Source organism: Aestuariibaculum sp. YM273 (assembly GCF_030908365.1).
Lineage (GTDB): Bacteria > Bacteroidota > Bacteroidia > Flavobacteriales > Flavobacteriaceae > Aestuariibaculum > Aestuariibaculum marinum.
In genome coordinates, this window is record NZ_CP133090.1 from 2,852,038 (window position 1) to 2,875,657 (window position 23,620).

Sequence of the window (23,620 nt, forward strand, 5' to 3'; positions counted from 1 at the left end):
TAAAGACTATTTATATCGTGATTTTTGTCATTTTATACTTACTTCTTAATTGTTTAAAGCTTCTTTATAAACTTTTAAGCAACGTTCGCGAGCAAATTTATGATCAACTATAGGGTTAGGGTAGGTGAGCTCCTCAAATTCGGGAACCCATTGTTTAATATACTCTAAATTTTTGTCGAACTTTTCTATTTGTGTGGTAGGATTAAATATTCTGAAATAGGGAGCGGCATCAACACCACTTCCAGCAACCCATTGCCAGTTCCCAATATTGCTAGCCATTTCATAATCGTGGAGTTTTTCGGCAAAATAGGCTTCTCCCCAACGCCAATCAATTAATAGATGTTTACACAAAAAGCTGCCAACAAGCATTCTTACACGGTTATGCATAAATCCGGTTTGATTGAGTTGTCTCATGCCGGCATCAACTAACGGATAACCTGTTTTTCCTTCACACCATAACTTAAATTCTTCTTCGTTATTTCTCCAAACAATACGGTCGTATTTCGGTTTGAAACTTTCTGTTACTGTATGCGGGAAATGCCATAAAATTTGCATGAAAAACTCACGCCAAATCAATTCCTGAAGAAACACTTCGTTTTTAGACTGGTTAGCTTTATTGACCATATTTCTTACACTTACAGTTCCGAAACGCAGGTGAGGGCCTAATTTAGACGTTGCGTCTTTTGCAGGAAAATTTCTTGTATCTTCATAAGAAGCAATGGTTTCTGGAGTTACAGTGTAATCTTCAATTTTTTGAGAGGAACGAATAAACCCCATCGAGTTTAAATCGATATTTGGCAGGTCGTTATTTTCAATTAGATTACTTAATAGGTCTTCGCTTGGATACGGTTCTGTCTTTTGAGTTTTGAATGTGGACTTCCAAACTTTCATGTAGGGTGTATACACTACGTAAGGCGAACCATCGACTTTTGTAATCTCGTTACGCTCAAAAATAACCTGATCTTTAAACGTTTTAAAATGAATACCTTTTGTATTTAAAAAAGCCTCAATTTTAGAGTCACGATCCATAGCATATGGCTCATAATCATGATTGGTAAATACCGTGTTTAAAGTATAATTTTCACAGATGGTTTTATACACCTCTTCCGGTTTCCCATAATAAATAGCTAAAGATTTGTTATGTTGTTCTTTGAGTGTTGAATTTATGTCCTGAAGCGTATCGAAAATAAAGCTTACCCTGGCATCATCGTTTGGAAGTTTATCCAGAATTTCAGTATCAAAAATAAAAATAGGTAAAACGGGGAGTTTGCCAGATAATGCTTTATATAACCCATGATTATCATGAAGTCTTAAATCGCGACGAAACCAGAATATATTGATTGTTTTTTTCATTTATAGTATTCCGAAAAGGGCCTCTAATTTTTTTGTTCTGTAATTGAAAATTTCCTCTAGTTTAGGCTTAACAATAAAAGGGTGAGCGAGTTGTCCGATAAAACCTAACGGGAGTTTGTAGTCTACAATATCTTCCATTTCAACACCACCTTCAATTGGTTTTATAAAATGCTTATGATGCCATAAACTGTAAGGACCGAAGCGTTGTTCATCTACAAAATAGTGTTTATTTTCTACATGAGTGATTTCAGTAACCCATTTGGTTTTTATGCCCAAAATAGGGGTGACGATATACTGAATAATCTGACCTGCAAACATAGGGCGATTGCCTCCAGAAAGAATATCAAAACTCATATAGTCTGGTGTTATGGTTTTGAGGTTTTTGGGGTTAGAGAAAAAGGCCCAGGCCTCGTCAACGCTTATCGGGAGATTTTGCTTTCTATGTAGGGTGTATATTTTCATGATTTAGTTGTAAAGCCAAATATATAAGTTAAGTGAATTAGCGATAAATAGCCAAAGCATATACGGGGTTATAAGTAGCGATTTTAAACCTAATACCTTTCGGTAATCGTATTGGAAAATGCATATTATAGCAGTTAATAATAGAATTACCAGAAGACCTAAACCTATTAGATACAGATTAAAAAACACTAAATTCCAGCCTACATTTAATATAAACTGAAGTACGAACAATGCTTTTACCTTTTCGGTTAAATTTTTATGCCACAAAAAAGCCATGTATATTGAAAAGCATAGCATAATTGAACTCCATGCAGCACCAAATAGCCACCCAGGAGGTGTCCATGGGGCTTTGTTTAAATGAAGGTACCATGATGATTGAGGTCCGTTTTGCATAAGCCAGACTCCTAAAGCCAAAGCACCAAAATTAATGATAAGAAAGACTAAAAAGTACTTCAGAATTTTCATAGTAAATGTTTCGTAATCTTATCACTTAACGGTTTGGTTGCCGACAGGTAGTAATCAACAAGTTGTCCGTTGCCGTTCACTAGATATTTTTGGAAATTCCATTTTACAGAAGTATCCATATTTCCGTTTTTAGACTTTTGGGTTAGCCATTGGTATAAAGGATGTTGGTTGTCTCCCTTTACATCAACTTTTTCAGTCATTAAAAACGTAACTCCATAGTTTCTCTCACAAAAGGTTTGAATTTCGTCAGCTGTTCCAGGTTCCTGACTGCCAAACTGATTACACGGTACGCCTATAATCATAAGGTTGTCTTGGTGCATGTCGTAAAGTTTCTGTAAATCTTCATATTGACCAGTAAATCCACATTTAGAAGCCACGTTAACAAACAATATATTCTTGCCTTTAAAAGTCGATAAATCTATAGGTTCACCTTCAAGGCTGTTTATTTCTATGTCGTAAATAGATTCTATAGGAGTAGCCTGTGCATTGGATTTTGTAAAAAATGAAAACATAGTAACTAGGATTAAAATTGAATTTTTCATTGATTGAATTTTAGTTTTTTAAAGTTTGAATGTAACGATACCGCTGTCCATTGGGAAAATTTGACCGGACATGGAAGCTGACTTATCGGATATTAAAAATACAGCCATTTCCGCAACTTCTTCTGGTTTTAATATTTTTTTTAACGGATGACGCGCTGTGATGGTCTCTACCATTTTATCGTTTCTTAGTAATTTAGACGCTAGGTCGGTATCTGTCACCGATGGCGCAATGGCATTAATTCTAATGTTAGGAGCAAACTCGGCACCTAGAGACTTAACTAAGCCTTCAATTCCAGATTTCGAGGTTGCAACGCTGGCATGAAAAGGCATGCCTAATTTGGTTGCTACTGTACTGAAAAGTAAAATTGAGGGTTGCTTACTTTGTTTTAAAACAGGTAAATAGTGTTGAATAACTTTAATAGCTCCCAAAACGTTAATTTCAAAATCTTGTCTAAATTCGTCAAGAGATAATCTAGTTATGGGCTTTAAATTAATACTACCCGGACAATATATTAAAGCATCGGCTGTTTGAATTTCCGGTAATTCATCGTTTAAAACATTGTAAGTTATATGTTGTAAATTTGGGTGTGCCTGGTCCGGAGCTGTTCTACTTAGGTTTATAATCTTGTGGGTCTCTAAAAGTTGTTCTAGAATAGCGTTTCCAATACCTTTACTACCTCCAATAATAATTACTGTTTTCATTTTATATGTTGTTAAGCGTATGCTTGTGATTTAAACCTTTAAACGCTTTTCTACTTTACGTTTAATGGTTGTTAATCGTTTCATTAAATCCATAATGTTTTGATCTTTCTTTCTCTTATAAATTTGGTTTAGATCTAAAATTAAGGATTTCGCCTGTCTGGACAATTTAATGCGATCACTTGTAGATAGTGATTTTAAACTTGTTTGTTCAAATTCTAAGGCTTGTTCAATTGTACTCATGGCTTTTAAATTAAATGTTATTTTAAAAATTTACTTCATTTATCTTTTCGATATTTTATTCCCGGTAATTTGTTTTTGTCTACTGCATTTAAACCGTCCTTTTTCGAAATCGCGTAATTTTTGATGTTTGGTTTTACGGCTTTGAACGCGTTTGCGCCAAAGTTTAAAACTGCTGGATTTTAGTTCTCGCCTCATAATTTCAATAACGTCTTGCTCTTTAAGCTGAAATTGAAATTGTATGGCTTCAAAAGGAGTTCGGTCTTCCCAGGCCATTTCAATAATTCGGTCAAGCTCTTGTTCAGAAAAAATGTTATTTATCAAAATGCATGAAAGTTATATTGTTCATCAAATTTTATTTTTTGTTCTAAAAGCTTATTGAAAAAAGGTTTGCTTTCGTTGAAGGTTTTATTTTTCCTAAAATAAATAAACATACCATCAGCATGAATACTTAAACCATTTGTTTTATAAATAACCAACTTAAAGTAAGGAATACCCCAAACAAAGCGTTCTAGGCCTTTTGTTATATGAATAAGAATACCTTTTGGTCTAAGTTCAATGTTACCATAATTAATGTCTCCTACTTTATTTAGTATGGAATTAAGGTTAGGGCTGGTTTCATCGATAATAAGACGTTTAGATCCTATCCCTTTTAATTTCAAGATTTTCCACAACGAGAAAGAGTTTCCAACCAAATGGTTAATTTGTTTGGTTATTTCTTTGTCTCTATATGTTGTTTTAAAAAGCAAATCTGTTTATTTATTCAAAAATACAAAATGTTTATCTTTTTTTAAATAAAGTTAAACAAAAATTAACAAGTTAGCTTCTTGGTATTAATTGTTTCTTAACATTCTGCTTCTATCGTTTAGAGTATGACGTTTTAAAATACGATAACTTTCTTTTTTAACTAGGGTATCGTCTTTCATTCCCCATAAAATATGACTAGCGTGTTTTCGTGTTTTTTGTTCATCTATAATAGGTAGGGGATAATCTCTGCCTATTTTAAATCCAGATAGCTGTTGGTCAAAATAGGTCATGCTGTTTGGGTTGTGAACAAAAGGCCTTTCTAAATGAGCTAGTTCAGGGACCCATTGTTTAATGAATGTGCCCTCAGGATCGAGTTCCAGGCTATTTTTCAACGGATTGTAAATCCGTAACGTATTAATACCTGTTTCACCGGCTTGCATTTGAATTTGCGGATAATGAATACCGGGTTCGAAGTCTAAAAATAAACTGGCAAGGTGGGTACTTAAATCTTCCCAGGGCTGCCATAAATTATGTGTGAAAAAGGAGACTACCAAAGCGCGCATTCTAAAATTTAAATAACCGGTTTCTTTTAGGCAACGCATACAAGCATCTACCAAAGGGAAACCTGTATTGCCGGATCTCCAGGTTTCTTGGTATGTTTTGTTTATGGGTTTATTAAGGGTGTGATAACCTTTATTGACACTTTTAAATTCCATTTCGTGCTCCATTTCAAACTTCTGAATAAAATGAGCTTGCCACCGTAAACGTGATGTGAAGGCGTTTAAATGTCTTTTATGTTTTGAGCTTTGGTAGGTATCATGCGCCATGTTTAAAACTTGTTTTATCGATAGGTTTCCCCAGGCTATGTATGGCGATAAGCGACTGCAAGCTGTTCGTGCTTGTAAAGGTTTCGATATGTCGAACATATAGTTTTTGTAGCGTTTATCAAAAAACGAAGTCATGTATTTTAAAGCTGTGGTTGTTCCGCCTTTTTGAAATCTCTTATTGAGCGGGTTGTGGAGTTTTACAGTATTAAAAAGGAGCTCTATGTTCTCAACTTCTTTTACAGTAAGTAATTGTTGTTGTTTTGGGTTGAATTGAAATTCTGGTATTGTCATGATATGGTTCCAATCTTCAAACCAGGTCGATCGGTTTGTAATACCACGTTGTACACCATTATTTATATTTTCTTTCCATATAACAGATTGGTTTTTGCAAAATTCCGCGAAAGCGATATCTCTTTTGTATGTTGAAAATATTCCGGTTTCCTGATGCGAAAATATTTGTTGTACGTTAAACTTGTTCCGTAAGGTTTTTAAGGTGTTTTCAATGGATCCATTAATGGTTAAAACTTTAGAATTGTGAGCAGAAAGGATGTCGTTAAGATCTGCCAGCGATTGTTTTACAAAATTCCAATGCCGCTCGCTGTAATGTTGGTCTTGAATTAAAAAATCTTCAAAAACATAGACTAGAAGCACACGATGATTTGTAGATAGAGCGTTACTAATTGCTTCGTTGTCATATAACCGAAGATCTCTTTTTAACCAGGCCACGCTTAAATTTTGTTTCATATTCTTTAAAAATTGTCAGGAGATTCCATTATAGTTTTAGCACGCTCCTTAATTTTTACAAGTTGAGTTTTATCCATTTTATCAAGTAGGCTAAACATCATGCCCATGCGGTGGTTATTGCTCAGAGCTTTGCGTTTATCATCTAAAAAGTTCCAGTATAGACTATTGAACGGGCAGGCATCATCACCTAATTTTTCATTTTTATTGTAGTAACAGCTTTCGCAATAATTACTCATTTTGTTAATGTAACTGGCACTTGAAACATATGGTTTTGTGGCAATTTTTCCCCCATCAGCAAATTGACTCATGCCACGTGTATTGGGTAATTGTACCCATTCTATGGCATCGACATAAATTCCTAGATACCATTTGTCGACTGCATCGGGGTGAATTTGAGCTAACAAAGCAAAGTTTCCGGTAACCATTAATCGTTGAATATGGTGTGCGTAACCGTTTTCCAGACTATTGGTGATGGCATGCTTTAAACAGTTCATTTTTGTGTTTCCTGTCCAGTAAAAACCGGGAAGTGAATGGGTGTTATTTAAAGCGTTTAGATTGCTATATTCAGGCATTAATGCCCAGTACATACCCCTCATGTATTCACGCCAACCTATAATTTGTCTAATAAACCCTTCTACTTGAGAAATACTAATGTCTTTACCGTATTTATACCAATAATTTAAAACCGTATCGACCACATTTTTAGGTGAAATGAGTTTTAAATTCAAGGCAAAAGATAAACGCGAGTGAAATAAATTCACTTGTTTTGTGTGCATAGCATCCTGGTAATCACCGAAATGAATTAATAAGTTTTCGCAGAAATATTTCAGTTGCTCTAAAGCCTGTACTCGGTTAATGGGGTATTCAAAAGTGTTAGATTTAAACGAACCAATGGATTTTATGTTTTCATTTTTTAGCAGTTCAACAATGTCTGTAACATCATTATTGAATTTTTTAAAAGGAGGAATATGGTGTGCGTCTTTCCATTTGTTTCTATTGCTTTTGTCGAAATTCCATTTACCACCTTCAGGTTGATTATCAATAATAAGAATGTTATGCGTTTTACGCATTTGCCGGTAAAACGTCTCCATAAGGAATTGCTTTTTGTTCTTAAAAAAGTTTTTTAATTCGTAACGATTTGTGTAAAAGTGTTCGGTAGAAAATGCTTGTGTAGGTATCTTCAAATCTTTTGTAAAGATCAATAATTGTTGGTCTAGCCTGTATTCGCCGGGTAGCTGGTATTCAAATTTTTCAATGTTATGTTCCTGAATAATTATCTTCAGATTTTCGATAAGATTTTGAGTGTTTCTTTTATCGTTTAATTTAAAATACTCAAGGTGATGTCCTTCGGATTTTAATACGTTTGAAAAGTCTCGCATGGCAGCAAAAAAGCCAATAATTTTTTGAATATGATGTGTAACATAATCAGTTTCCTGACGCATCTCGAACATGCAATACACATAATTATCTTGCTGTGTTTTGTACCAGCTGTGTTTATAATTTAATTGATCGCCAAGTATGAGTCTTAAGGTTTTCAAACGATTAAAATAATGTATTTTGAAGCCATAAACGTTGATATGAACCATTAGGATCATAACGTTCAGCTTGCGATTTTATATTGAATTTTCTGTCTCTCGGGTCGTTGCCTACCCCTGCAACATACATCCAGTTGCCGTAATTGCTGTGCACATCGTAATCAAGAAGTAAACTTTCGAAATAACTGGCGCCAATGCGCCAATCTAATGTTAAGTGTTTAGCAAAGTAGCTTGCCACATTTTGTCTACCGCGATTACTCATCCAACCTGTTTTTTTAAGCTCAATCATGTTGGCATTTACAAAAGGTTCAGGGGTTTTACCGTCTATCCATTGCTCAATGGTGTCTTTATTATTGAGCCAGGTATAGTTTTTATTAAGGATCCCTTTTACTTTAAAGATTTGGTTACCATATTTTATAGAAATGTATTTGAAATAATCTCTCCAGAGGAGCTCGAATATAAGCCAGTAAGTTGATTGATTACTGAAATGTTCGTTTTCAAATCGTTTAACTTCGTAATAGACAAGTTTAGGAGAAAGCGATCCATTCGCAAGCCAGGGGGATAACTTAGAGCTGTAGTTTGTGCCAATTAACCCATTTCGTGTTTTTTTATAAACCCCTAGTTTTTTAGTTTTAAATATATAGTGTTCTACGTGTGTTAAGGCATGGGTTTCACCGCCTTTAAATGGGAATGCACTATTAGGATGTGTATCGAAATACTCAAAACCTAAATCACTTAACGAAGGAATTTTGGTCGGGTTATTAATTGCTGGTTGTTTAAAATTTATGAGTGCATTTTGGCTTAGAGGTCTAACAATAACTTGTTTTTCAATAATTTTTCGGAAATCTGTGAATACCTTAGGTAGGTGTTCAATAGCAAAAGGAACATCTTCTGGGTGAAACAAAAATTGCTCAAATGATTCGGTGAACCTTATATTTTCAGGGAGATGCCTTTTAACACCTTTCAATATGAGTGTTTCTTCGTGTGTCCATTCGGTTTGAAGAAAAATATCTGTTACCTGATGGTCTGCTACAATTTTAGGAATGCAGTGTTCTAGTTTTTTCTGATAGATAAATAAGGGAATATGGTGCTTTTCCAAATTCGCTTTTAAATCGATAATTGATTCTATTAAAAATTTAGCTCGGAATTTTTCGGTTCTTTTGAACCCGAAGTGATTAATTTGAAAATACCTGGGATCAAAACAATAAACAGCAATCACTTTGCGACTATTATTAATGGCCTTTGTTATTGAAGGGTTATCGTGAATCCTTAAATTATTTTTAAACCAGATCAGACTTATTTTGTTTTGCTGCGTTTGCATTTTTCACTACAGTATTTTACTTCGTCCCAATGATGCTTCCATTTTTTTCGCCATGAAAAGGGGCGGTTACACACAGGGCATATTTTAGAGGGAAGATGTTCTTTTTTTATTGTTTTAGGCAAAAGGTTATGCTTTAGCTAATTGATTAATCATGCCTTTAAATATAAAACCGTGAAAAGGTAATACGCTATACCAATAGAGTCTGCCAGCTAAACCACGAGGCCTGAATGTTGCACGTTGGTAGACTTTGCCTTTATTAACTTTAAACTCGAGCCAGGCTTCACCCGGTAGTTTCATTTCTGCAAAAAGTATTAGACGCTTTTGAGTTCTGTCAGCTACAAGTACACGCCAAAAGTCTAGGGCATCACCCGTGTGGATTTCTGTTTTATTGGTTCGGCCACGACGTAAACCAATACCACCAACTAGTTTGTCGAGAACCCCTCTAATTTGCCATAAAAAATTACCATAATACCAACCGTTTTCGCCACCAATGGCCCAGATTTTATCTAAAGTACGTTGTTCATCTAAGACTGTTTGTTCTTTAACGTCTTTAAAACAACCGAATTTAGGTACCTTCAAATATTTACTAGAGGCACGTTTTTTGTGTCGGCTATTAATAAGGGCATCTTTCCAGCTGGAAGCAATATGGTTGCTTTCAATTTTTTCAAAAGCTAATTCAACAGCAGTTTTGTATGTCATGGGGTTAATATTCAGTAGAGAGTTGATATTACTTGGTTTTCCAATAATTTCAATTCCCATACTATTTACCAGACTTCTTGCTAATTTGTATGATGTAGAAGTAACAAAGTAGAGCCAGTAACTGGATAACTTTGGAGTCATGACAGGAAGCGTGATGATATAGCGTTTTAATTTTCGGATTTCGGCAAATTGTAACAACATAGTTTTGTAAGTTAAAATTTCAGGTCCGAAAATGTCGTGGGATGTATTGTGGAGTTCGTTTTTTCCCAATGCCTTTATTAAAAAACTTAAAACATCGCGAATACCAATAGGTTGTGTTTTGGTGTTCAGCCATTTAGGAGTAACCATAACCGGTAGTTTTTCAACTAAATCTCTAATAATTTCAAAACTGGCACTTCCTGAGCCAACGATAATCCCTGCCTTAAAAACAGTTAAGGCGTAAACATTTGATTTTAGTGTGTTTTCTACGTTTTTTCGAGACAGCAAATGTTTTGACAGCTTCGTGTCGTTGGTAATACCACTTAGATAAATGACTTGTTTTGCTTTGGTAGTTTCAATGTAGTTTTTAAAGTTTACGGCACATGATTCTTCCATTTTATGAAATTGATCTACAGAAGTAGACATGGAATGAATCAGATAGTAAGCGGCATCAATATCTTTAGGGATATTTGTTAGAGTTTCAGGTTTTAGAAAATCAGCTTCAACAATCTCAATAGCATCTTCGTCAAAATATTTTTGTTCCGTTCTAAGTTTACCACGAACAGCGCAAACCACAGTATGCCCTTCGTTTAAAAGAAGGGGGATAAGGCGTTTGCCTATGTAGCCGGTTGCTCCTGTAATTAGAACTTTCATGTTTTTATTTATTTTTCTAATAATTGTTTTGGTCGTTGATATTCCAAACGTTTTTTAAGTTTAGGAATAGTATAAGCATCTAAACCATTGATGGAGGCAATTTCTGCTTTCGACAGATTAATGAATCCGTCATTTTCCAGTAAGTCATCTTTTAAAAACAATCCTTCAATTTCTCCAATGAGTAAAATAGTATCATTTTCTTTAATGTAATATTCTGAAACGTATTTCATGTGTAATTGCACAGGAGCACCCTTAACGAAAGGAGCAAAACAATCATTTTTATATTCGGAATGTAACTTGGTTACATCGAACTCCGAAACATCCTTGTCATACTTGGCAGAGGTATGATGTGCGTCTTCAATGATGGTTTTGTAAATATGGTTTATAGTGTATACTCCGGTTTCTTTGATGTTTTCGTAGGTATTTCTTGGTACCGTTGTAGGTCTTAGTATAAAACCTAGAAGGGGTGGGTGGCTTCCTAAATGGGTTACCGAACTAAATACCGCTACATTTTCAATACCATTTTTAGATTTGCTACCAATTAAATTGGCACTTTTGAACCCCGAACAACTATTGATTAAGTTGATGCGGTATAGGTGATGCATCTCGTCAATATCCTTTCTACTAAAATGCATTAGGTTAGGGTTTTAAAATTATTGATTTTAATGTCTTTGGCTTTCAAATCGAACATAAGATTATATAAGCCGAAAAAGGTTCTGTTAATATAAATAAAGTGCTTCGAACCACGATTTCCGTTCATTTGTTTCAGTTCGGTACTTTTACTGTAGCGTTGTCCCATTTCTGAAATCGCTTTGAAAAATTTAGTGTCTGAAAAATCAAAAGTTTCAGAATGAAATGGTTGCGTAAATAAACTAAGCATATCGAAAAACATGGACGAGAAAAACTCCAATTCTTCTTTAGTATCGTCGTCTCTCAATATTTCTAATTCAAACATTTTTGCTTTAAAAACCTCAGGGTTATTGATATTTTCTTTTTTAGCTAATTCGAAATAGGGTTTATAGAAGCTCTCGGGTACGGTTTTTATACATCCAAAATCGAGAACAATTAATTCTCCGTTTTCTGAAACTAAAAAATTTCCAGGATGCGGATCGGCATGCACTTTTTTCAAAATATGCATTTGATACATATAAAAATCCCACAGTGCCTGACCAAGCTGTTGCGCTTTTTGTTCATCAGAATTATAGGCGGTGAATTCAGAAAGGTGCTCACCATGCATCCAATCCATGGTAATAATACGTTCGGATGACAAGTCTTCGTAATAATTGGGGAACTTTAAGTTAGGGATATGTTTGCAGCTTTCTGCAATGAACTTACTTTGTTCAACTTCTAAAATATAGTTAGTTTCTTCAATGAGTTTGTGTTCAACTTCTTTAAAATATTTATCAGAGTCTTTTCCTCGAATATTAAACATTTTAATTGCAATAGGTTTTACCAAAGCCAAATCGCTAGCAATACTGTTAGCCACTCCGGGGTATTGTATTTTCACAGCAAGTTTTTTCCCGTCCTTTTCTGCCTCATGCACTTGTCCAATACTAGCGGCATTAACAGATTCGAGGTTAAAAGAGTCGTAAATCTGGCTTGGTAATTTTCCTAAGTTTGTTTTGAATGTTTTAAGCACTAAAGGCGCTGATAATGGTGGTACAGAAAACTGTGATAAGGAAAATTTTTCAACGTAAGCTGTTGGCAAAATATTCTTTTCCATACTAAGCATTTGTGCTACTTTTAAAGCGCTGCCTTTTAGTTGTTTTAAACTGTTGTATATGTCCTCGGCATTATTTTTATTAAGTACTTCCAGAGCCTCAGCTTCCGTTTTGGTAATTTTATCTCCGTAGTACTTTAAATAGTTAACACCAACCTTAGCCCCTGTAGAAACAAGTTTCGTGGCTCTTTGAATTTTAGACGTTGGTATGTGATCGATGGTTTTCATGGTTTATACTTATGACATTTGTACTTTTTCTTTGAACAAAAACTTACCAAGGTCAATAATGCTTTTAATAGGTGTTGTATTGATAATATCAAAACTTGTGTTTACCGATTTTTCAATGAAAATGTCGGTTTTTTCAAATTTAGCAGAAGTGTCTTTCATCCAGAATTCTATGGTGATTAATAACTGAAGCCAAGCCGTTTCTGCAAGCGTTTTTTGTTGGAATTTATCGATATCTTTTTGTTTGGTTTCGATAGTTTCTATGTCAAGACTATTAATGAATTCAATATAGCTTTGCCTCAGTGACGATAGTACTTTAAGGCGTTTTAGATCTGTTTTAAATCCATCCAGCATAAAAACAACAAAACTTCTATTAGCCGTTAGTATTTCGAAGAATGTATAGTAGAAACTTAATAGTTTGTTTCTGGAATCGAAGGTTGTGAAATTTTCGTCATTTTTCAAAAGGTTATGGGTATTTAAAAAGAACGCATTGAAAATATGTTTTTCTAAGCCTTCAAAAGAACCAAAATAGTCGTAAAATGAAGCTTCATCTGTTTTTATGGCTTTACAGAATGAAAAAATGGTCTTTGGTCGCTCATTCTGTTCAAGAACATAATTCATATAATGAGAGACAAAGTCTGTTTTCGAAAATGATTTGTTTTTAGCCATAATTACAAGTATTTATTTGTAAAGATACAAAATGTTTAACCTTTAATTGTTAAAGTTAAACAAAAATACTTCAATTAATTTTAGTGACCTGATGTTTTATGGTTTTTGATTATTTTTAAGTAGGCAAAAGGAATTTTTATTTAAGCATTTATTAACAAATAAAAACAACTTGTTTTACTAATTTTAAAAATCTATAACTAAACAACTATATCAATATGAAAAAAATTATCGCTTCAGTTTTATTCGTAGCAGTTTCTCTAACTGGTTTTTCACAGATTAAGACACCGCAACCCAGTCCAACTTCTAAATTGGAACAAATGGTAGGATTAACAAATATGACCTTGGAATATAGTCGCCCAAGCATGAGAGGTAGAGCTATATTTGGTGATTTAGTTCCCTACGATAAACTTTGGCGTTTGGGAGCAAATTCTAATACTAAAATTAGCTTTACGACAGACGTGACTATTGGAGGTACTAAGGTTAAAGCAGGGGAGTACGCTATTTTTGCAACACCTGGAACGTCTTCATGGGAGGTTGTATTTTACAGTGATACATCAAACTGGGGAACACCGCAAAAATGGGATGATTCTAAAGTAGTGGCTAAAGCGAAGGCTGAAGTATATAAAATGCCGGTTAAAATAGAAACGTTTACCATGACTTTTGATGATTTAACAAACAACTCAGCTGTTCTGGGTATTTTGTGGGAAGATGTTTATGTAGGTGTGAAAATTGATGTGCCAACAGAATCTATTGTTTCGGCATCGATTGACAGAGCTATGAGTGGACCAGGAGCTGGTGACTATTACTCTGCTGCTGTTTATTACTTACAAGAAGGTAAAGATATTGATCAGGCAAAAGAATGGATTGATAAATCGATAGCGATGTCAGGAGATAAAGCTCCATTTTGGCAACTAAGACAACAGTCTTTAATTTATGCTAAAGCAGGTGATAAAAAAGGTGCTATTGCCGCTGCTAAGAAATCGTTAGCTGGTGCAGAGGCTGCAGGAAATGCCGATTATGTAAAAATGAATAAAGATTCTTTAAAAGAGTGGGGAGCTCTGTAGGGATATTTTAACACATAATAAAAAAAGCGCCTGACCAGGCGCTTTTTTTTTAATTACAATTTCCGTTAATGTCGCAAGTGTTATCATTTGCGACTATAGTTAATTTATCCTGATGTTTTTCCCAGGCATCCTGAATCGCCTGAGTAAAGACTTCAACAGGTTGAGCTCCTGAGATGCCATATTTATTATCTAAAACAAAGAAAGGAACAGAGTTAATACCTAGGTTTCTGGCTTCCATTTCGTCCTGTCTTACTTCATAAGCAAATGCATCAGATTCTAACATTTGTTTCACTTTGTAGTCATCTAAACCAATCGAATTGGCGATTTCGGTAAGTACGTCTATATCATCTATGTTTTTACCTTCCGTAAGATGCGCTTTTAGTAAAGCTTCTTTAGTTTTGTAAGCGGCACCTTCCTGCTTTGCAAAATGTAAAAGACGATGCGCTTTTAATGAATTTGCCGGGATAGATTGTTCTAAGTTAAACTCTAAGCCCGCATTTGCTGCCATTGCTGTTACATTATTAAACATGTGTTTAGCACGCTCACGGTCTATACCTTTATTCTCTACAAAATGTGTTAATGCGTCCGTTGTTGTGGTTGTTTGCAAATTAGGATCTAACTCAAAACTTTTCCATTCTACAGTTATTTTTTCTTTGTCAGGGAAACTGTTCAATGCAGCTTCAAAATGTCTTTTTCCAATATAACAAAAGGGACAACGTATATCGGACCATATTTTTATGTGCATAATTTTTTCTTTGTTTTGGGGTTTAGACGTAAATGGTTTTTAAAGCTTTCAATAGTTAATCATCAGTTTCTAAAAAGAAAATTTGTTCAACAGGTAATTTAAAAAGTTTAGCAATTTTTAATGCTAATACCGTGGAAGGAACATACTTGTTTTTTTCCATGGCATTGATAGTTTGCCGGCTTACACCAATTTTATTGGCTAAATCGGCCTGTGTTAAATTATGAATAGCACGTTGTACTTTAATATTATTCTTCATGACTGTTCGATTTATATTTTAAAAAATTAAAACGAATAATGAAGAATAGTAAAGGCGTGAACATATTATATATCATTACATTTAGAAAGTTCATGTCATAAAGAAATACTATTGTTAATAGTAATACTATGTAATTAAAAATTATAGCCCAAACTAAGGATTCATGCCTAAGCTTATGGATGAATTCATCCTCAATTTTTTCTTTACTAAAGCCAATTAGCAACCCGCCAATAATAATTAAAAAAGACATGATTTCATCAGAAATATCATTTTTCTCTAACCTAAAAAATGGAACGGTATTTCCGTTAAATTCTTTACCTGAATTGAAAATAGATAAGACGTTAGTTTCAAAAAAAATGGTATCATAATCGAAAATAATTTTTGATAACCAAAAGAGAATGCCTGATAAAAATAAAACCCAACCGATTTTTTTGTACTTGTGAGGTAAAAGATAATTTGTTTTCATAAACTGTTCGTTTTAAGATTGATAAAAATGATTGATGCATTAAAGGTAAAATAAACTTTACATAAAGACAAATAAAATTTACTTTATATTCTAATTTAATGAGATTTATAACATCATCTAAAGTTTTTAAAACTTTCAGAGATGTTTTATATGTAAATGTTAATATTTTAAAAGAAATAGCTTTGTATGCTACTAGGGTAGCAGATTATCACGTTTCAATTAACTACTTTTAGAATAATAAATTTTTCTCCCTAGAGGATAGCAATGGTATTTGTTTAACTTAAATCTGATATTATGAAAAATTTATTAATTGGTTTTTTTGTTTTAGGTTTTCTTAACCTAGGGTTTTCCTAAAATCATACTGAAGTTCAGGCGGTGGTGCTAGAAGATGTTGTCTTAGTTAATATTAATAAAGATTATCTAGCTAAAGTACAATCTACAGATGTTGATAATAGGTTGAGAAGATTGGAACTCGCAGCATCGAGGCATAATGTGTTAAACTCTCCTTTGTATGATGGCAGAGATGAGGAATTTAGAACACGTTTTACAGGGTCTGAAGGATTTATTGATGCATACTATGATAGAGAAGGTGTTATTTTAAGTACTTCAGAAAAGTATAAAAATATAACTCTTCCAGAGCATATTGAAAACTCTCTTTTAAATGAATATCCTGATTGGATGGTAGATCAGACATCGTATGTAGTACTTTATGATAAGGATAAAGCAACAGAAATGACTTATAAGTTGTTATTAAAGAAAGGAAAAGAGTCTAAAAAGTTAAAATTAGATGCTAATGGAAGAAGTAAGAGTTAATAGTGTGTGTAATTGATAAAGGTTAAAAAAATCCCTCATTAGGGATTTTTTTATTTAATAATTTAATTCAATCTTATTTCTAACATCGTCTAAAGTTTTTATTAGTTTTCTGCTGAAATCAAATGTCATAATATCGCTCTCGGTTTTATCTTCACGAAGTAGATTATTAAAATGTATAGTTTCGTAATTATAGCCTATGGTATTGTAGTTAAAATCTTTTAATTCTTCTTTTCCGTCCTTAATTATTGAGACCGTTGCAGGAGCATGAAATTGAGTGTTGATTTTAATGGTTGCTTTTTCGCATTCAAAAATAGCCTGTGTAGGCAGTTCTTCAATGAGTGAACTTTTTAATTCTGCTTGTTGGTTATTAGGATAAGTAAAAGTCATGTTACACGTAGAGTCGGCACCGTTTTCAAAAAAAGTAGCGTTGGCAGAAATACTTTTAGGAAGTCCTAAAGTTGATAAACTTGCAAAAATAGGGTAAATGCCAATATCTAATAAACTGCCACCACCTAAGGCTTTGTCGAAAAGTCTGGTGTTAGTATCGTAAGGTCGTTGAAATCCGAAATCAGCCGACAGCGATTGTACTTTTCCGTACGTTTTGTCCTTTAAAAGTTTTAAAACGTATTGATAATGTGGTAAAAAGTAGGTCCATAGCGCTTCCATGAGCAAAGTTTTGTTTGCCTTGGCTACAGAAATCATTTCTTCTACCTCCTCGGAATTCATAGCAAATGGCTTTTCACATAATACAGCAATTCCTTTTTTTAAGCACATAATCGTGTTTTCTTTGTGCAAGGTATGCGGTGTAGCAATGTATACCGCATCAATATTAGAGTCGATGGTTAATGCTTCGTAACTACCATAAGCTATTTTAGCATTGTGTTTTTTTGAAAACTCGTCGGCTTTGGCCTGCTGTCTTGAGGCAACAGCATATAATTCTGCATCAGGAATGGTAGCTAAATCGGTGGCGAATTTATCTGCGATTTTACCTAAGCCTATTATACCCCAGCGAATTTTTTTATTTTGAAATGATGTTTTCATAAATTTTAAATAATTAGTGAGCCAAAATAAGATAGTATACCAATAAGGGCGGCTAAAATACCTTTGTCTATATGTGTTGTTTTGTTGAAGTCAATTAGTAAACTTAAAATGATAACAACAATACAGCCTACAAAATTTAGCCAAAGAAATGGTAGGTTGATAAACTCATAAAGGTTTAAAAAGTATAATCCGATAATGATTATCTGGGTTATAATACCACTAATAAAAACGGCGTTTCCTTTAACGCTTTTAAAGAAAAAAGCGACTAAAAATATTCCAAGAACATTACCGTAAAAAATGGATCCAATAATGTTGACTAACTGAATTAAATTTTCAGCAAGTTCGCCAACACAGGCTACAGCTATGGCGATGATACCCCAAAGTAAAGTGAACCATTTTGAAGCCGAAACCATTTGTTCTTCGGTCTTTTCACCTACATTTCTTTTGTATAAATCAATAGTGGTTGTTGAGCCTAACGCATTTAATTCACTGGCAGTACTTGACATGGCTGCACTTAAAATTACGGCTAGAAGCAAGCCTATTAAACCTCTGGGGAGATTGTTTAAAATGAAATGAATAAACACATAGTCTTCATCGTTACTCTCAACTTTAATCTGTTGTTTTTCACCGGCTTGCTCTATTAGCAATTTTGCTTGTTGTTTTAGTTTATTTGATTTTTCGTTAATCTCAATCAGTTGTTCTTTAGCTTGCTGATTGTCTTGATTTACAAAAGAATAAATGAGGTCTTTTTTTTCTTTAAAGATATGTTTTTGTTGGTTTTGAAGTGTTTGGTAGTCTTCAGAATATTCAGAATTTAAGACCAATTCTGTTGCTGTTGGATTGAAATTAATTGGTGCTTCATTAAACTGATAAAACACAAAAACCATTACGCCAATAAACAGAATAAAGAACTGCATTGGTACTTTTAAAAGTCCGTTAAAAATTAAACCAAGTTGCATTTCTTTAACCGATTTACCGGAAAGGTAGCGCTGTACCTGACTTTGGTCTGTACCGAAATAGGAAAGCATTAAAAAGGTGCCACCTATAATACCACTCCAAAACGTATATCGGTTATTAAGGTTAAAAGAGAAATCTAAAGCTTCCATTTTTCCGCTAGCACCAGCAATGTCCACCGCTTCACTAAACGTAATATCTTGCGGAAGATCACTAACAATTAAAAAGAAAGCGACTAGCATACCAATAAAAATAACAACCATTTGGTGCTTTTGTGTTACATTCACGGCACGTGTTCCTCCAGAAACTGTGTAAATTATTACGATTACACCAATAATGATGTTAAGTGTTAGTAGATCCCAACCTAGGACTACCGAAAGGACAATTGCCGGAGCAAAAATTGTAATTCCAGCGGCCAAGCCCCGTTGAATTAAGAATAAGATGGCGGTAAGTGTTCTGGTTTTTAGATCGAAACGATTTTCAAGAAATTCGTAGGCGGTGTAAACTTTTAATCTGTGATATAAAGGAATAAACACCATGCAAATAACTATCATGGCAATAGGTAAACCAAAATAAAATTGCACGAAGCCCATACCTTCATTAAATGCTTGGCCGGGGGTTGATAAAAATGTAATGGCACTGGCTTGTGTTGCCATAACAGAAAGGCCTATAGTCCACCAATGCGAAGCGCTGCCTCCCTTTAAGTAATCTTTTACATTCTTGCTTCCTCGTGTTTGCCATGTGCCATATGCGACAATAGCAAAGAGCGTTAATGAAAGCACTACCCAATCTATCCAGTTTAATGTCTGCATCTTAAAAAGCCTTGGTAATTAAATAGAATATGAAAAAATAGATGGCATTGGCAATTAATACCAATGAATATAATTTTAACCATTTGGGCTTGGGTTGGTCGTTAGTTTCCATAAATTAGTCGTTTAGTTTTTGATTGGGTTGTAAATGGTCTTTACCTATGGAAAGCATATTGGCGAATAAGCGATACGCTCCTGAAACGCCTTCAGGGAATTCTCTAAAAAAGCTTAATCCTGTATAAATATAATAGCCTTTTCCGTATTTAGCGACCAATAAACTTCCTTCTTTAGCCGATTCATCTTTATCATGCATAGATAGGATAGGAGTGAAGGCTTGATCCCATTTGTTTGGGAAATATAAACCACGTTCCTGTGTCCAGCCCTCAAAATCCTTTTGTGTTATTTTATTTGGTGTATTTAATAACGGATGTTCAGGATGTAAAATCTCGACTTTGGCATTTTCGTCGGTAACACGATCTCGAGAAAGCGTTAAATTATAAGGAGCTAAATGGTCGGTTTTTAATCCGCGATTGGTGTTGTATTGTACAATCATATTACCACCAGCTTTTACAAAATCGAATAGTATTTGTTGTTTAAATTTTAATTCGTCTATTGTGTTATAAGCTCTTATGCCAATTACTACAGCATCAAAACGTTTTAAGGTTTCATCTGTTATATTTTCCGGATTTATAAGGCGGACATTATAACCAATTTGTTCCAGACTTTCAGGAACAACATCACCTGCACCTGCGATATATGCGATATTTTCACCATGTTTTTTAATATCTAATCGAACCACTTTACTTTCACTTGGAAGTAGAACAGTTTGGTAAGGAATATGTTCGTAATTGATTTCAATAAGTTCTTTGGTGTACGTTTTGTCTCCAATATGAATAATAGGACTAATGTAGCCTTCATCCTGATGTTTAGGAGGAATAATGGTGAATGTAAGAATCTGTTCTTCTCCTTTGTTAGCGATGTTTATCTCTTGTTTTTCAGGAAAAACACTCCAGTTTTCAGGATGGCAAATTTCGGCAGAGCCTTTTAAGTTGTCATGTCCGGCTTTTACAATTAGTGAAATGGTATGTTCGTTACCATTATCGAAAATAATAACCTTTTCACTGATTTTAGCCGAGGCTTCCGGGATGATTTCAAATGGGCGGTATAATTCACCTTTATCAGGTTTTGAGTAGCGATAAATAACCGGTTTGCTAAATGTGATAGGCGTATTGTTGATTTTTAAATTGAAGTTTATAATAGTGCTTCTTGGCGTTTCCGGCTTTCCAATTAGGCTTTTGTCTTCAACGGTGTACATACCTAAAGCCCCTTTCTTTTTTAACCAATATGGTGTGGTGTAGTTTGTGTCTTCTGATAAGTTATATTCAGTTTCAAATTTTTCTGAATTGTTGTTTTGCAAAGCAAGATCTTTTTGAATTGTTTTGCCATCGGCTTGAGTGATGCTCTCTAAAACAATTGTCTGATTGCTTCGGTTTAAGGCTTCAATGTTAATTTTAACAGATGTATTTGGTGTGCTTGTCGGTGTTTCAGCGGAAGCTTCTAAATACAATCCAGTACACATTTCAATGATAGCTTTTAACTCTTTCGTTTTTTGAGTTTTCCAGTGTTCGTTTTTTACGTTTTGTAATAAATTATAGGCTTTTAAAAGGTCAGGGATATGAACTGAAGGATTATTGAAATTGAAATTCTTCTCCACATTATATAAGATATTCCCAATAGCTTTACCGCCTGCAATACGATTCCAAGAGGTATCAATTCCTGAGAAAATATTAGTTTTATCTGATACAGGTTCCCCTTTTAAAAATTCAACATATTCTTTTTGTGAGCCTCGCTGATTTAATCGACCAAACCCTTGGCACAGATGCTGGCTACTGGCTATTGAAGCAATTTCGTTGTTTGACAAGCCTTTTAGTGGATAATAAACACCAATATCGAAGCTTAGCATTTTACTTTTGTCGGCTTTGTTAAATTCCGATTGACTTCCATAAAACCACCAGTTTGTATTAAAAAATAGCCGTTTTGGTTGCCACGCTTCAGTTGTTTGTAATTGTTCAGGATACCCTGATGTATCGTTTGCCAGATCGAATGCTTTAAAACTTAACATTGCAGAACTCGTGTGATGCCCGTGGGTTGTACCAGGGGTTCTGTGATCGAACCTATTGATAATAATATCTGGTTGAAATTCGCGAATAGCTAGCACAACATCGCTTAAAACTTCATCTTCGTCCCAGATGTCTAAGGTTTCATCAGGGTGCTTTGAATACCCAAAATCGTTTGCTCTGGAAAATAGTTGTTCACCTCCATCTACACGACGAGCGGCTAATAATTCCTGTGTTCTAATGACTCCTAATAGTTCTCTAATCTCAGGCCCAATAAGATTTTGTCCGCCATCACCACGTGTAAGTGATAAGTAAGCAGTTCTTGCTTTTACATGATTGGACATGTAGGAAATAAGTCTTGTGTTTTCGTCGTCAGGATGCGCAGCGATGTATAATACCGATCCTAAAAAGTTTAGTTTTTGAATGGATTCAAAAATTTCGGCTGAAGCCGGCACTTTTGGTTTTTGAGCCTGAGAAAATGAAAAGGTTAAGAATAAAACAAATGAGAATAGGGTAGTTTTTCGCATGGTTGAGTTGTTAGCTAAATTCAAATATACCAAAGTTAATGTCGCTAACCTGTGGGTTTAAAATTTCTTTAACGTTAAAAATGCTTTGATTACAGCCATTTTCTGCGTTTAAAATAAATAAGCATCGCTATAAAAAGTACAATCATTACACCCCATAAAATGAAGTATGAGTACTTGTAATGCAGCTCTGGGATGTATTCGAAATTCATGCCGTAAATACCGGCAATAAAGGTTAAAGGAATAAATATAGAAGCCATTATGGTAAGCACTTTCATGACTTCATTCATTTTATTGCTAATGGTAGTCATATACATATCCATTAAACTCCAGATCATTTCACGGTAGATATCTATATTTTCAGTAACCTGAATTAAATGATCGTATATATCTCGGTAATACGTTTTAGTACGTTGTTGAATAAGTTCGCTTTCGTGTTTTTCAATGCGATTAATAACCTCGCGAAGCGGGAAAATAGAGCGTCTTACTTTTAATACTTCCTTTTTTAACTCCTGAATAACTTTAGTGGCCGATTCTTCAATACTGCCTTCAAAGATATCTGTTTCTAAATCTTCAATTTTGTCCCCTAAGGTTTCAATAACACTAAAATATTCATCAACAATAGCATCCATAAGGATGTAAAGTAAATAATCAGACTGCATGGTGCGTACGCGTCCTTTTCCAAGGCGAATACGTTCCCGTACAGACCCAAAAACATCACCTTCAGATTCCTGAAATGATAACACATAATTAGGGCCTAGAATGAAACTAACCTGTTCGTAGTTAACTTTTTCTTCAGCATCCAGATGCAGCATTTTTAGCACGACAAACAGGTAATCTTCGTACTCGTCTATTTTAGGTCGCTGAGAAATGCTTACCAAATCTTCAATCACCAAGGGGTGTAAACTGAAATGTGTGCCTAATCTCTCAATAGCGTCGACATGGTTTAAGCCATTTATATTTATCCATGACACACAATCCGTTAGTTTAAAGTCGAATGCCTCTTCGATACTGTGTAGTTCTTTTTCTATACACTGGTCTTTGTTATAATCGAAGACTTCAATAAACAGATTTTTATCAGACTTGTCGCCTGTGTAAATAACGCTTCCCGGAGCTAGTCCGGATTTTTTATTGTGTTTTTTTGTTCTTTTCTTAGCCATGATATAAATATATAGAATATTTATACAGCTTCGGCATCACTGGCAATAGCATCTTTTTTTATTAAAGTAACCGGTTTTTGAAGCATTAAATTGTTTGGATAAGTCACTAAATCACCATTGTCTAACCTAAGGTGAAGTTGAAAAGCGGTAATATCTTCAATAATACCCTCCATAGGAAAATCGCTATCGTGAATTTTAATTTTGTCTCCGACTTTATGAGGAAAGTTGAAAAACATAATGACTCCAGAGGTAATGTTGCTTAAAATAGACCAAACAGCCACAAAACCAATACCAATAACCGCAAATACAGATGAGAAAATAACGGCTAAATCCTTAAAGTCGGTGCCAAATATATAAGCTAAAGCTAAAAAACCGATAAAGAATAAGGAGACATGAATATAGCGTCTAATCAATCGTATTCGGGCATCATTAAATCCGCTTTTTTTTGCAATTTTAGTCACTGCAAAGTTTAACGTATAATGAATAACAAGTAGGATGGTTACAATAATAACCGAAAAAATAAGTTCCGTTTTGTTGTCTTGTAAAAAATCTAATACCATAATATTAATTT

At 34.3% G+C, this 23,620-nt stretch carries 26 protein-coding genes; 2 read left to right on the top strand and 24 right to left on the bottom strand.

What is annotated here, in order from left to right:
* Nucleotides 1-45 precede the first annotated feature (45 nt).
* The 16 genes from RBH94_RS12280 to RBH94_RS12355 all read right to left on the bottom strand — a co-directional run bounded on the left by RBH94_RS12280 (nucleotide 46) and on the right by RBH94_RS12355 (nucleotide 13,100).
* Nucleotides 46-1,353, bottom strand: coding sequence for a deoxyribodipyrimidine photo-lyase (locus RBH94_RS12280; protein ID WP_307881166.1), 1,308 nt, complete (start codon nucleotides 1,351-1,353; stop codon nucleotides 46-48).
* Nucleotides 1,354-1,815, bottom strand: coding sequence for an SRPBCC family protein (locus RBH94_RS12285; protein WP_307881167.1), 462 nt, complete (start codon nucleotides 1,813-1,815; stop codon nucleotides 1,354-1,356).
* A 3-nt stretch (nucleotides 1,816-1,818) separates the two neighbouring features.
* Nucleotides 1,819-2,280, bottom strand: coding sequence for a TspO/MBR family protein (locus RBH94_RS12290; protein WP_307881168.1), 462 nt, complete (start codon nucleotides 2,278-2,280; stop codon nucleotides 1,819-1,821).
* Nucleotides 2,277-2,792, bottom strand: a complete 516-nt coding sequence (locus RBH94_RS12295) for a glutathione peroxidase (RefSeq protein ID WP_307883163.1) — start codon at nucleotides 2,790-2,792, stop codon at nucleotides 2,277-2,279. Before RBH94_RS12295 ends, RBH94_RS12290 begins: the two co-directional genes overlap by 4 nt.
* Nucleotides 2,793-2,840: 48 nt before the next feature.
* Nucleotides 2,841-3,524, bottom strand: a complete 684-nt coding sequence (locus tag RBH94_RS12300) for an SDR family NAD(P)-dependent oxidoreductase (protein ID WP_307881169.1) — start codon at nucleotides 3,522-3,524, stop codon at nucleotides 2,841-2,843.
* 30 nt (nucleotides 3,525-3,554) lie between these two features.
* Nucleotides 3,555-3,764 (bottom strand): hypothetical protein, encoded by a 210-nt coding sequence (locus tag RBH94_RS12305; RefSeq protein WP_307881170.1) that lies wholly within the window; start codon nucleotides 3,762-3,764, stop codon nucleotides 3,555-3,557.
* Nucleotides 3,765-3,803: 39 nt separating this feature from the next.
* Nucleotides 3,804-4,085, bottom strand: a complete 282-nt coding sequence (locus RBH94_RS12310) for a TIGR03643 family protein (RefSeq protein ID WP_374047668.1) — start codon at nucleotides 4,083-4,085, stop codon at nucleotides 3,804-3,806.
* On the bottom strand, nucleotides 4,082-4,510 hold the full coding sequence (locus RBH94_RS12315; RefSeq protein ID WP_307881171.1) for a hypothetical protein: 429 nt from the start codon (nucleotides 4,508-4,510) through the stop codon (nucleotides 4,082-4,084). Before RBH94_RS12315 ends, RBH94_RS12310 begins: the two co-directional genes overlap by 4 nt.
* An 84-nt stretch (nucleotides 4,511-4,594) precedes the next feature.
* Nucleotides 4,595-6,079 carry a cryptochrome/deoxyribodipyrimidine photo-lyase family protein gene (locus tag RBH94_RS12320; RefSeq protein WP_307881172.1) on the bottom strand — a complete coding sequence of 495 codons (1,485 nt, stop codon included), beginning with the start codon at nucleotides 6,077-6,079 and terminating at the stop codon, nucleotides 4,595-4,597.
* A gap of 5 nt (nucleotides 6,080-6,084) precedes the next feature.
* Nucleotides 6,085-7,617, bottom strand: coding sequence for a cryptochrome/photolyase family protein (locus tag RBH94_RS12325; protein WP_307881173.1), 1,533 nt, complete (start codon nucleotides 7,615-7,617; stop codon nucleotides 6,085-6,087).
* 4 nt (nucleotides 7,618-7,621) lie between these two features.
* On the bottom strand, nucleotides 7,622-8,935 hold the full coding sequence (locus RBH94_RS12330) for a DASH family cryptochrome (protein WP_307881174.1): 1,314 nt from the start codon (nucleotides 8,933-8,935) through the stop codon (nucleotides 7,622-7,624).
* Entirely contained in the window at nucleotides 8,911-9,045 is a 135-nt protein-coding gene (locus RBH94_RS12335; protein ID WP_307883165.1) for a DUF2256 domain-containing protein, read from the bottom strand. Before RBH94_RS12335 ends, RBH94_RS12330 begins: the two co-directional genes overlap by 25 nt.
* Before the next feature lie 16 nt (nucleotides 9,046-9,061).
* Nucleotides 9,062-10,486, bottom strand: a complete 1,425-nt coding sequence (locus RBH94_RS12340; RefSeq protein WP_307881175.1) for an SDR family oxidoreductase — start codon at nucleotides 10,484-10,486, stop codon at nucleotides 9,062-9,064.
* Nucleotides 10,487-10,494: 8 nt separating this feature from the next.
* Nucleotides 10,495-11,121, bottom strand: a complete 627-nt coding sequence (locus tag RBH94_RS12345) for a flavin reductase family protein (RefSeq protein WP_307881176.1) — start codon at nucleotides 11,119-11,121, stop codon at nucleotides 10,495-10,497.
* Nucleotides 11,121-12,434, bottom strand: a complete 1,314-nt coding sequence (locus RBH94_RS12350; RefSeq protein ID WP_307881177.1) for an AarF/ABC1/UbiB kinase family protein — start codon at nucleotides 12,432-12,434, stop codon at nucleotides 11,121-11,123. The genes RBH94_RS12345 and RBH94_RS12350 overlap by 1 nt, the downstream gene beginning before the upstream one ends.
* Before the next feature lie 9 nt (nucleotides 12,435-12,443).
* Nucleotides 12,444-13,100: a TetR family transcriptional regulator C-terminal domain-containing protein gene (locus RBH94_RS12355; RefSeq protein WP_307881178.1), complete on the bottom strand. Its 657-nt coding sequence runs from the start codon at nucleotides 13,098-13,100 to the stop codon at nucleotides 12,444-12,446.
* Nucleotides 13,101-13,315: 215 nt separating this feature from the next.
* Here RBH94_RS12355 and RBH94_RS12360 point away from each other — a divergent pair, with 215 nt between their 5' ends.
* The gene (locus RBH94_RS12360) at nucleotides 13,316-14,164 is read left to right on the top strand and encodes a DUF2911 domain-containing protein (RefSeq protein WP_307881179.1); all 849 of its coding nucleotides are present in this window, start codon (nucleotides 13,316-13,318) and stop codon (nucleotides 14,162-14,164) included.
* Nucleotides 14,165-14,213: 49 nt separating this feature from the next.
* Here the strand turns inward: RBH94_RS12360 and RBH94_RS12365 are convergent, their stop codons facing one another.
* The 3 genes from RBH94_RS12365 to RBH94_RS12375 are packed head-to-tail and all read right to left on the bottom strand — an operon-like array spanning nucleotide 14,214 to nucleotide 15,631.
* Nucleotides 14,214-14,909, bottom strand: a complete 696-nt coding sequence (locus RBH94_RS12365) for a DsbA family protein (RefSeq protein WP_307881180.1) — start codon at nucleotides 14,907-14,909, stop codon at nucleotides 14,214-14,216.
* Between the two features lie 55 nt (nucleotides 14,910-14,964).
* Nucleotides 14,965-15,165 carry a helix-turn-helix transcriptional regulator gene (locus tag RBH94_RS12370; protein WP_307881181.1) on the bottom strand — a complete coding sequence of 67 codons (201 nt, stop codon included), beginning with the start codon at nucleotides 15,163-15,165 and terminating at the stop codon, nucleotides 14,965-14,967.
* Complete coding sequence (locus RBH94_RS12375; protein ID WP_307881182.1) at nucleotides 15,155-15,631, bottom strand: hypothetical protein; 477 nt, start codon at nucleotides 15,629-15,631, stop codon at nucleotides 15,155-15,157. The genes RBH94_RS12370 and RBH94_RS12375 overlap by 11 nt, the downstream gene beginning before the upstream one ends.
* 378 nt (nucleotides 15,632-16,009) lie before the next feature.
* Between RBH94_RS12375 and RBH94_RS12380 the strand changes: the two genes are divergently transcribed.
* A complete protein-coding gene (locus RBH94_RS12380) occupies nucleotides 16,010-16,444 on the top strand; it encodes a hypothetical protein (protein ID WP_307881183.1) in 435 nt (144 codons plus the stop codon).
* 54 nt (nucleotides 16,445-16,498) lie between these two features.
* Here the strand turns inward: RBH94_RS12380 and RBH94_RS12385 are convergent, their stop codons facing one another.
* The 5 genes from RBH94_RS12385 to RBH94_RS12405 form a co-directional block, all read right to left on the bottom strand.
* Nucleotides 16,499-17,485: a Gfo/Idh/MocA family protein gene (locus RBH94_RS12385; protein ID WP_307881184.1), complete on the bottom strand. Its 987-nt coding sequence runs from the start codon at nucleotides 17,483-17,485 to the stop codon at nucleotides 16,499-16,501.
* Nucleotides 17,486-17,490: 5 nt separating this feature from the next.
* Nucleotides 17,491-19,251 (bottom strand): sodium:solute symporter, encoded by a 1,761-nt coding sequence (locus RBH94_RS12390; protein ID WP_307881185.1) that lies wholly within the window; start codon nucleotides 19,249-19,251, stop codon nucleotides 17,491-17,493.
* Between the two features lie 115 nt (nucleotides 19,252-19,366).
* Nucleotides 19,367-21,892: a PIG-L family deacetylase gene (locus tag RBH94_RS12395; protein ID WP_307881186.1), complete on the bottom strand. Its 2,526-nt coding sequence runs from the start codon at nucleotides 21,890-21,892 to the stop codon at nucleotides 19,367-19,369.
* Nucleotides 21,893-21,981: 89 nt separating this feature from the next.
* Nucleotides 21,982-23,049, bottom strand: a complete 1,068-nt coding sequence (corA, locus tag RBH94_RS12400; protein ID WP_307881187.1) for a magnesium/cobalt transporter CorA — start codon at nucleotides 23,047-23,049, stop codon at nucleotides 21,982-21,984.
* A gap of 20 nt (nucleotides 23,050-23,069) precedes the next feature.
* Nucleotides 23,070-23,609 carry a mechanosensitive ion channel domain-containing protein gene (locus RBH94_RS12405; protein WP_188221761.1) on the bottom strand — a complete coding sequence of 180 codons (540 nt, stop codon included), beginning with the start codon at nucleotides 23,607-23,609 and terminating at the stop codon, nucleotides 23,070-23,072.
* Between the last annotated feature and the right edge of the window lie 11 nt (nucleotides 23,610-23,620).

Bases quoted from the DNA above. Each gene is read 5' to 3' on its own strand.
- RBH94_RS12345 (WP_307881176.1), bottom strand. From the start codon at position 11,121: ATGCATTTTAGTAGAAAGGATATTGACGAGATGCATCACCTATACCGC.
- RBH94_RS12305 (WP_307881170.1), bottom strand. From the start codon at position 3,764: ATGAGTACAATTGAACAAGCCTTAGAATTTGAACAAACAAGTTTAAAA.
- RBH94_RS12390 (WP_307881185.1), bottom strand. From the start codon at position 19,251: ATGCAGACATTAAACTGGATAGATTGGGTAGTGCTTTCATTAACGCTC.
- RBH94_RS12330 (WP_307881174.1), bottom strand. From the start codon at position 8,935: ATGCAAACGCAGCAAAACAAAATAAGTCTGATCTGGTTTAAAAATAAT.
- RBH94_RS12375 (WP_307881182.1), bottom strand. From the start codon at position 15,631: ATGAAAACAAATTATCTTTTACCTCACAAGTACAAAAAAATCGGTTGG.
- RBH94_RS12300 (WP_307881169.1), bottom strand. From the start codon at position 3,524: ATGAAAACAGTAATTATTATTGGAGGTAGTAAAGGTATTGGAAACGCT.
- RBH94_RS12355 (WP_307881178.1), bottom strand. From the start codon at position 13,100: ATGGCTAAAAACAAATCATTTTCGAAAACAGACTTTGTCTCTCATTAT.
- RBH94_RS12280 (WP_307881166.1), bottom strand. From the start codon at position 1,353: ATGAAAAAAACAATCAATATATTCTGGTTTCGTCGCGATTTAAGACTT.
- RBH94_RS12385 (WP_307881184.1), bottom strand. From the start codon at position 17,485: ATGAAAACATCATTTCAAAATAAAAAAATTCGCTGGGGTATAATAGGC.
- RBH94_RS12350 (WP_307881177.1), bottom strand. From the start codon at position 12,434: ATGAAAACCATCGATCACATACCAACGTCTAAAATTCAAAGAGCCACG.
- RBH94_RS12285 (WP_307881167.1), bottom strand. From the start codon at position 1,815: ATGAAAATATACACCCTACATAGAAAGCAAAATCTCCCGATAAGCGTT.
- RBH94_RS12320 (WP_307881172.1), bottom strand. From the start codon at position 6,079: ATGAAACAAAATTTAAGCGTGGCCTGGTTAAAAAGAGATCTTCGGTTA.
- RBH94_RS12370 (WP_307881181.1), bottom strand. From the start codon at position 15,165: ATGAAGAATAATATTAAAGTACAACGTGCTATTCATAATTTAACACAG.
- RBH94_RS12290 (WP_307881168.1), bottom strand. From the start codon at position 2,280: ATGAAAATTCTGAAGTACTTTTTAGTCTTTCTTATCATTAATTTTGGT.
- RBH94_RS12360 (WP_307881179.1), top strand. From the start codon at position 13,316: ATGAAAAAAATTATCGCTTCAGTTTTATTCGTAGCAGTTTCTCTAACT.
- RBH94_RS12405 (WP_188221761.1), bottom strand. From the start codon at position 23,609: ATGGTATTAGATTTTTTACAAGACAACAAAACGGAACTTATTTTTTCG.
- RBH94_RS12340 (WP_307881175.1), bottom strand. From the start codon at position 10,486: ATGAAAGTTCTAATTACAGGAGCAACCGGCTACATAGGCAAACGCCTT.
- corA (WP_307881187.1), bottom strand. From the start codon at position 23,049: ATGGCTAAGAAAAGAACAAAAAAACACAATAAAAAATCCGGACTAGCT.
- RBH94_RS12395 (WP_307881186.1), bottom strand. From the start codon at position 21,892: ATGCGAAAAACTACCCTATTCTCATTTGTTTTATTCTTAACCTTTTCA.
- RBH94_RS12365 (WP_307881180.1), bottom strand. From the start codon at position 14,909: ATGCACATAAAAATATGGTCCGATATACGTTGTCCCTTTTGTTATATT.
- RBH94_RS12295 (WP_307883163.1), bottom strand. From the start codon at position 2,792: ATGTTTTCATTTTTTACAAAATCCAATGCACAGGCTACTCCTATAGAA.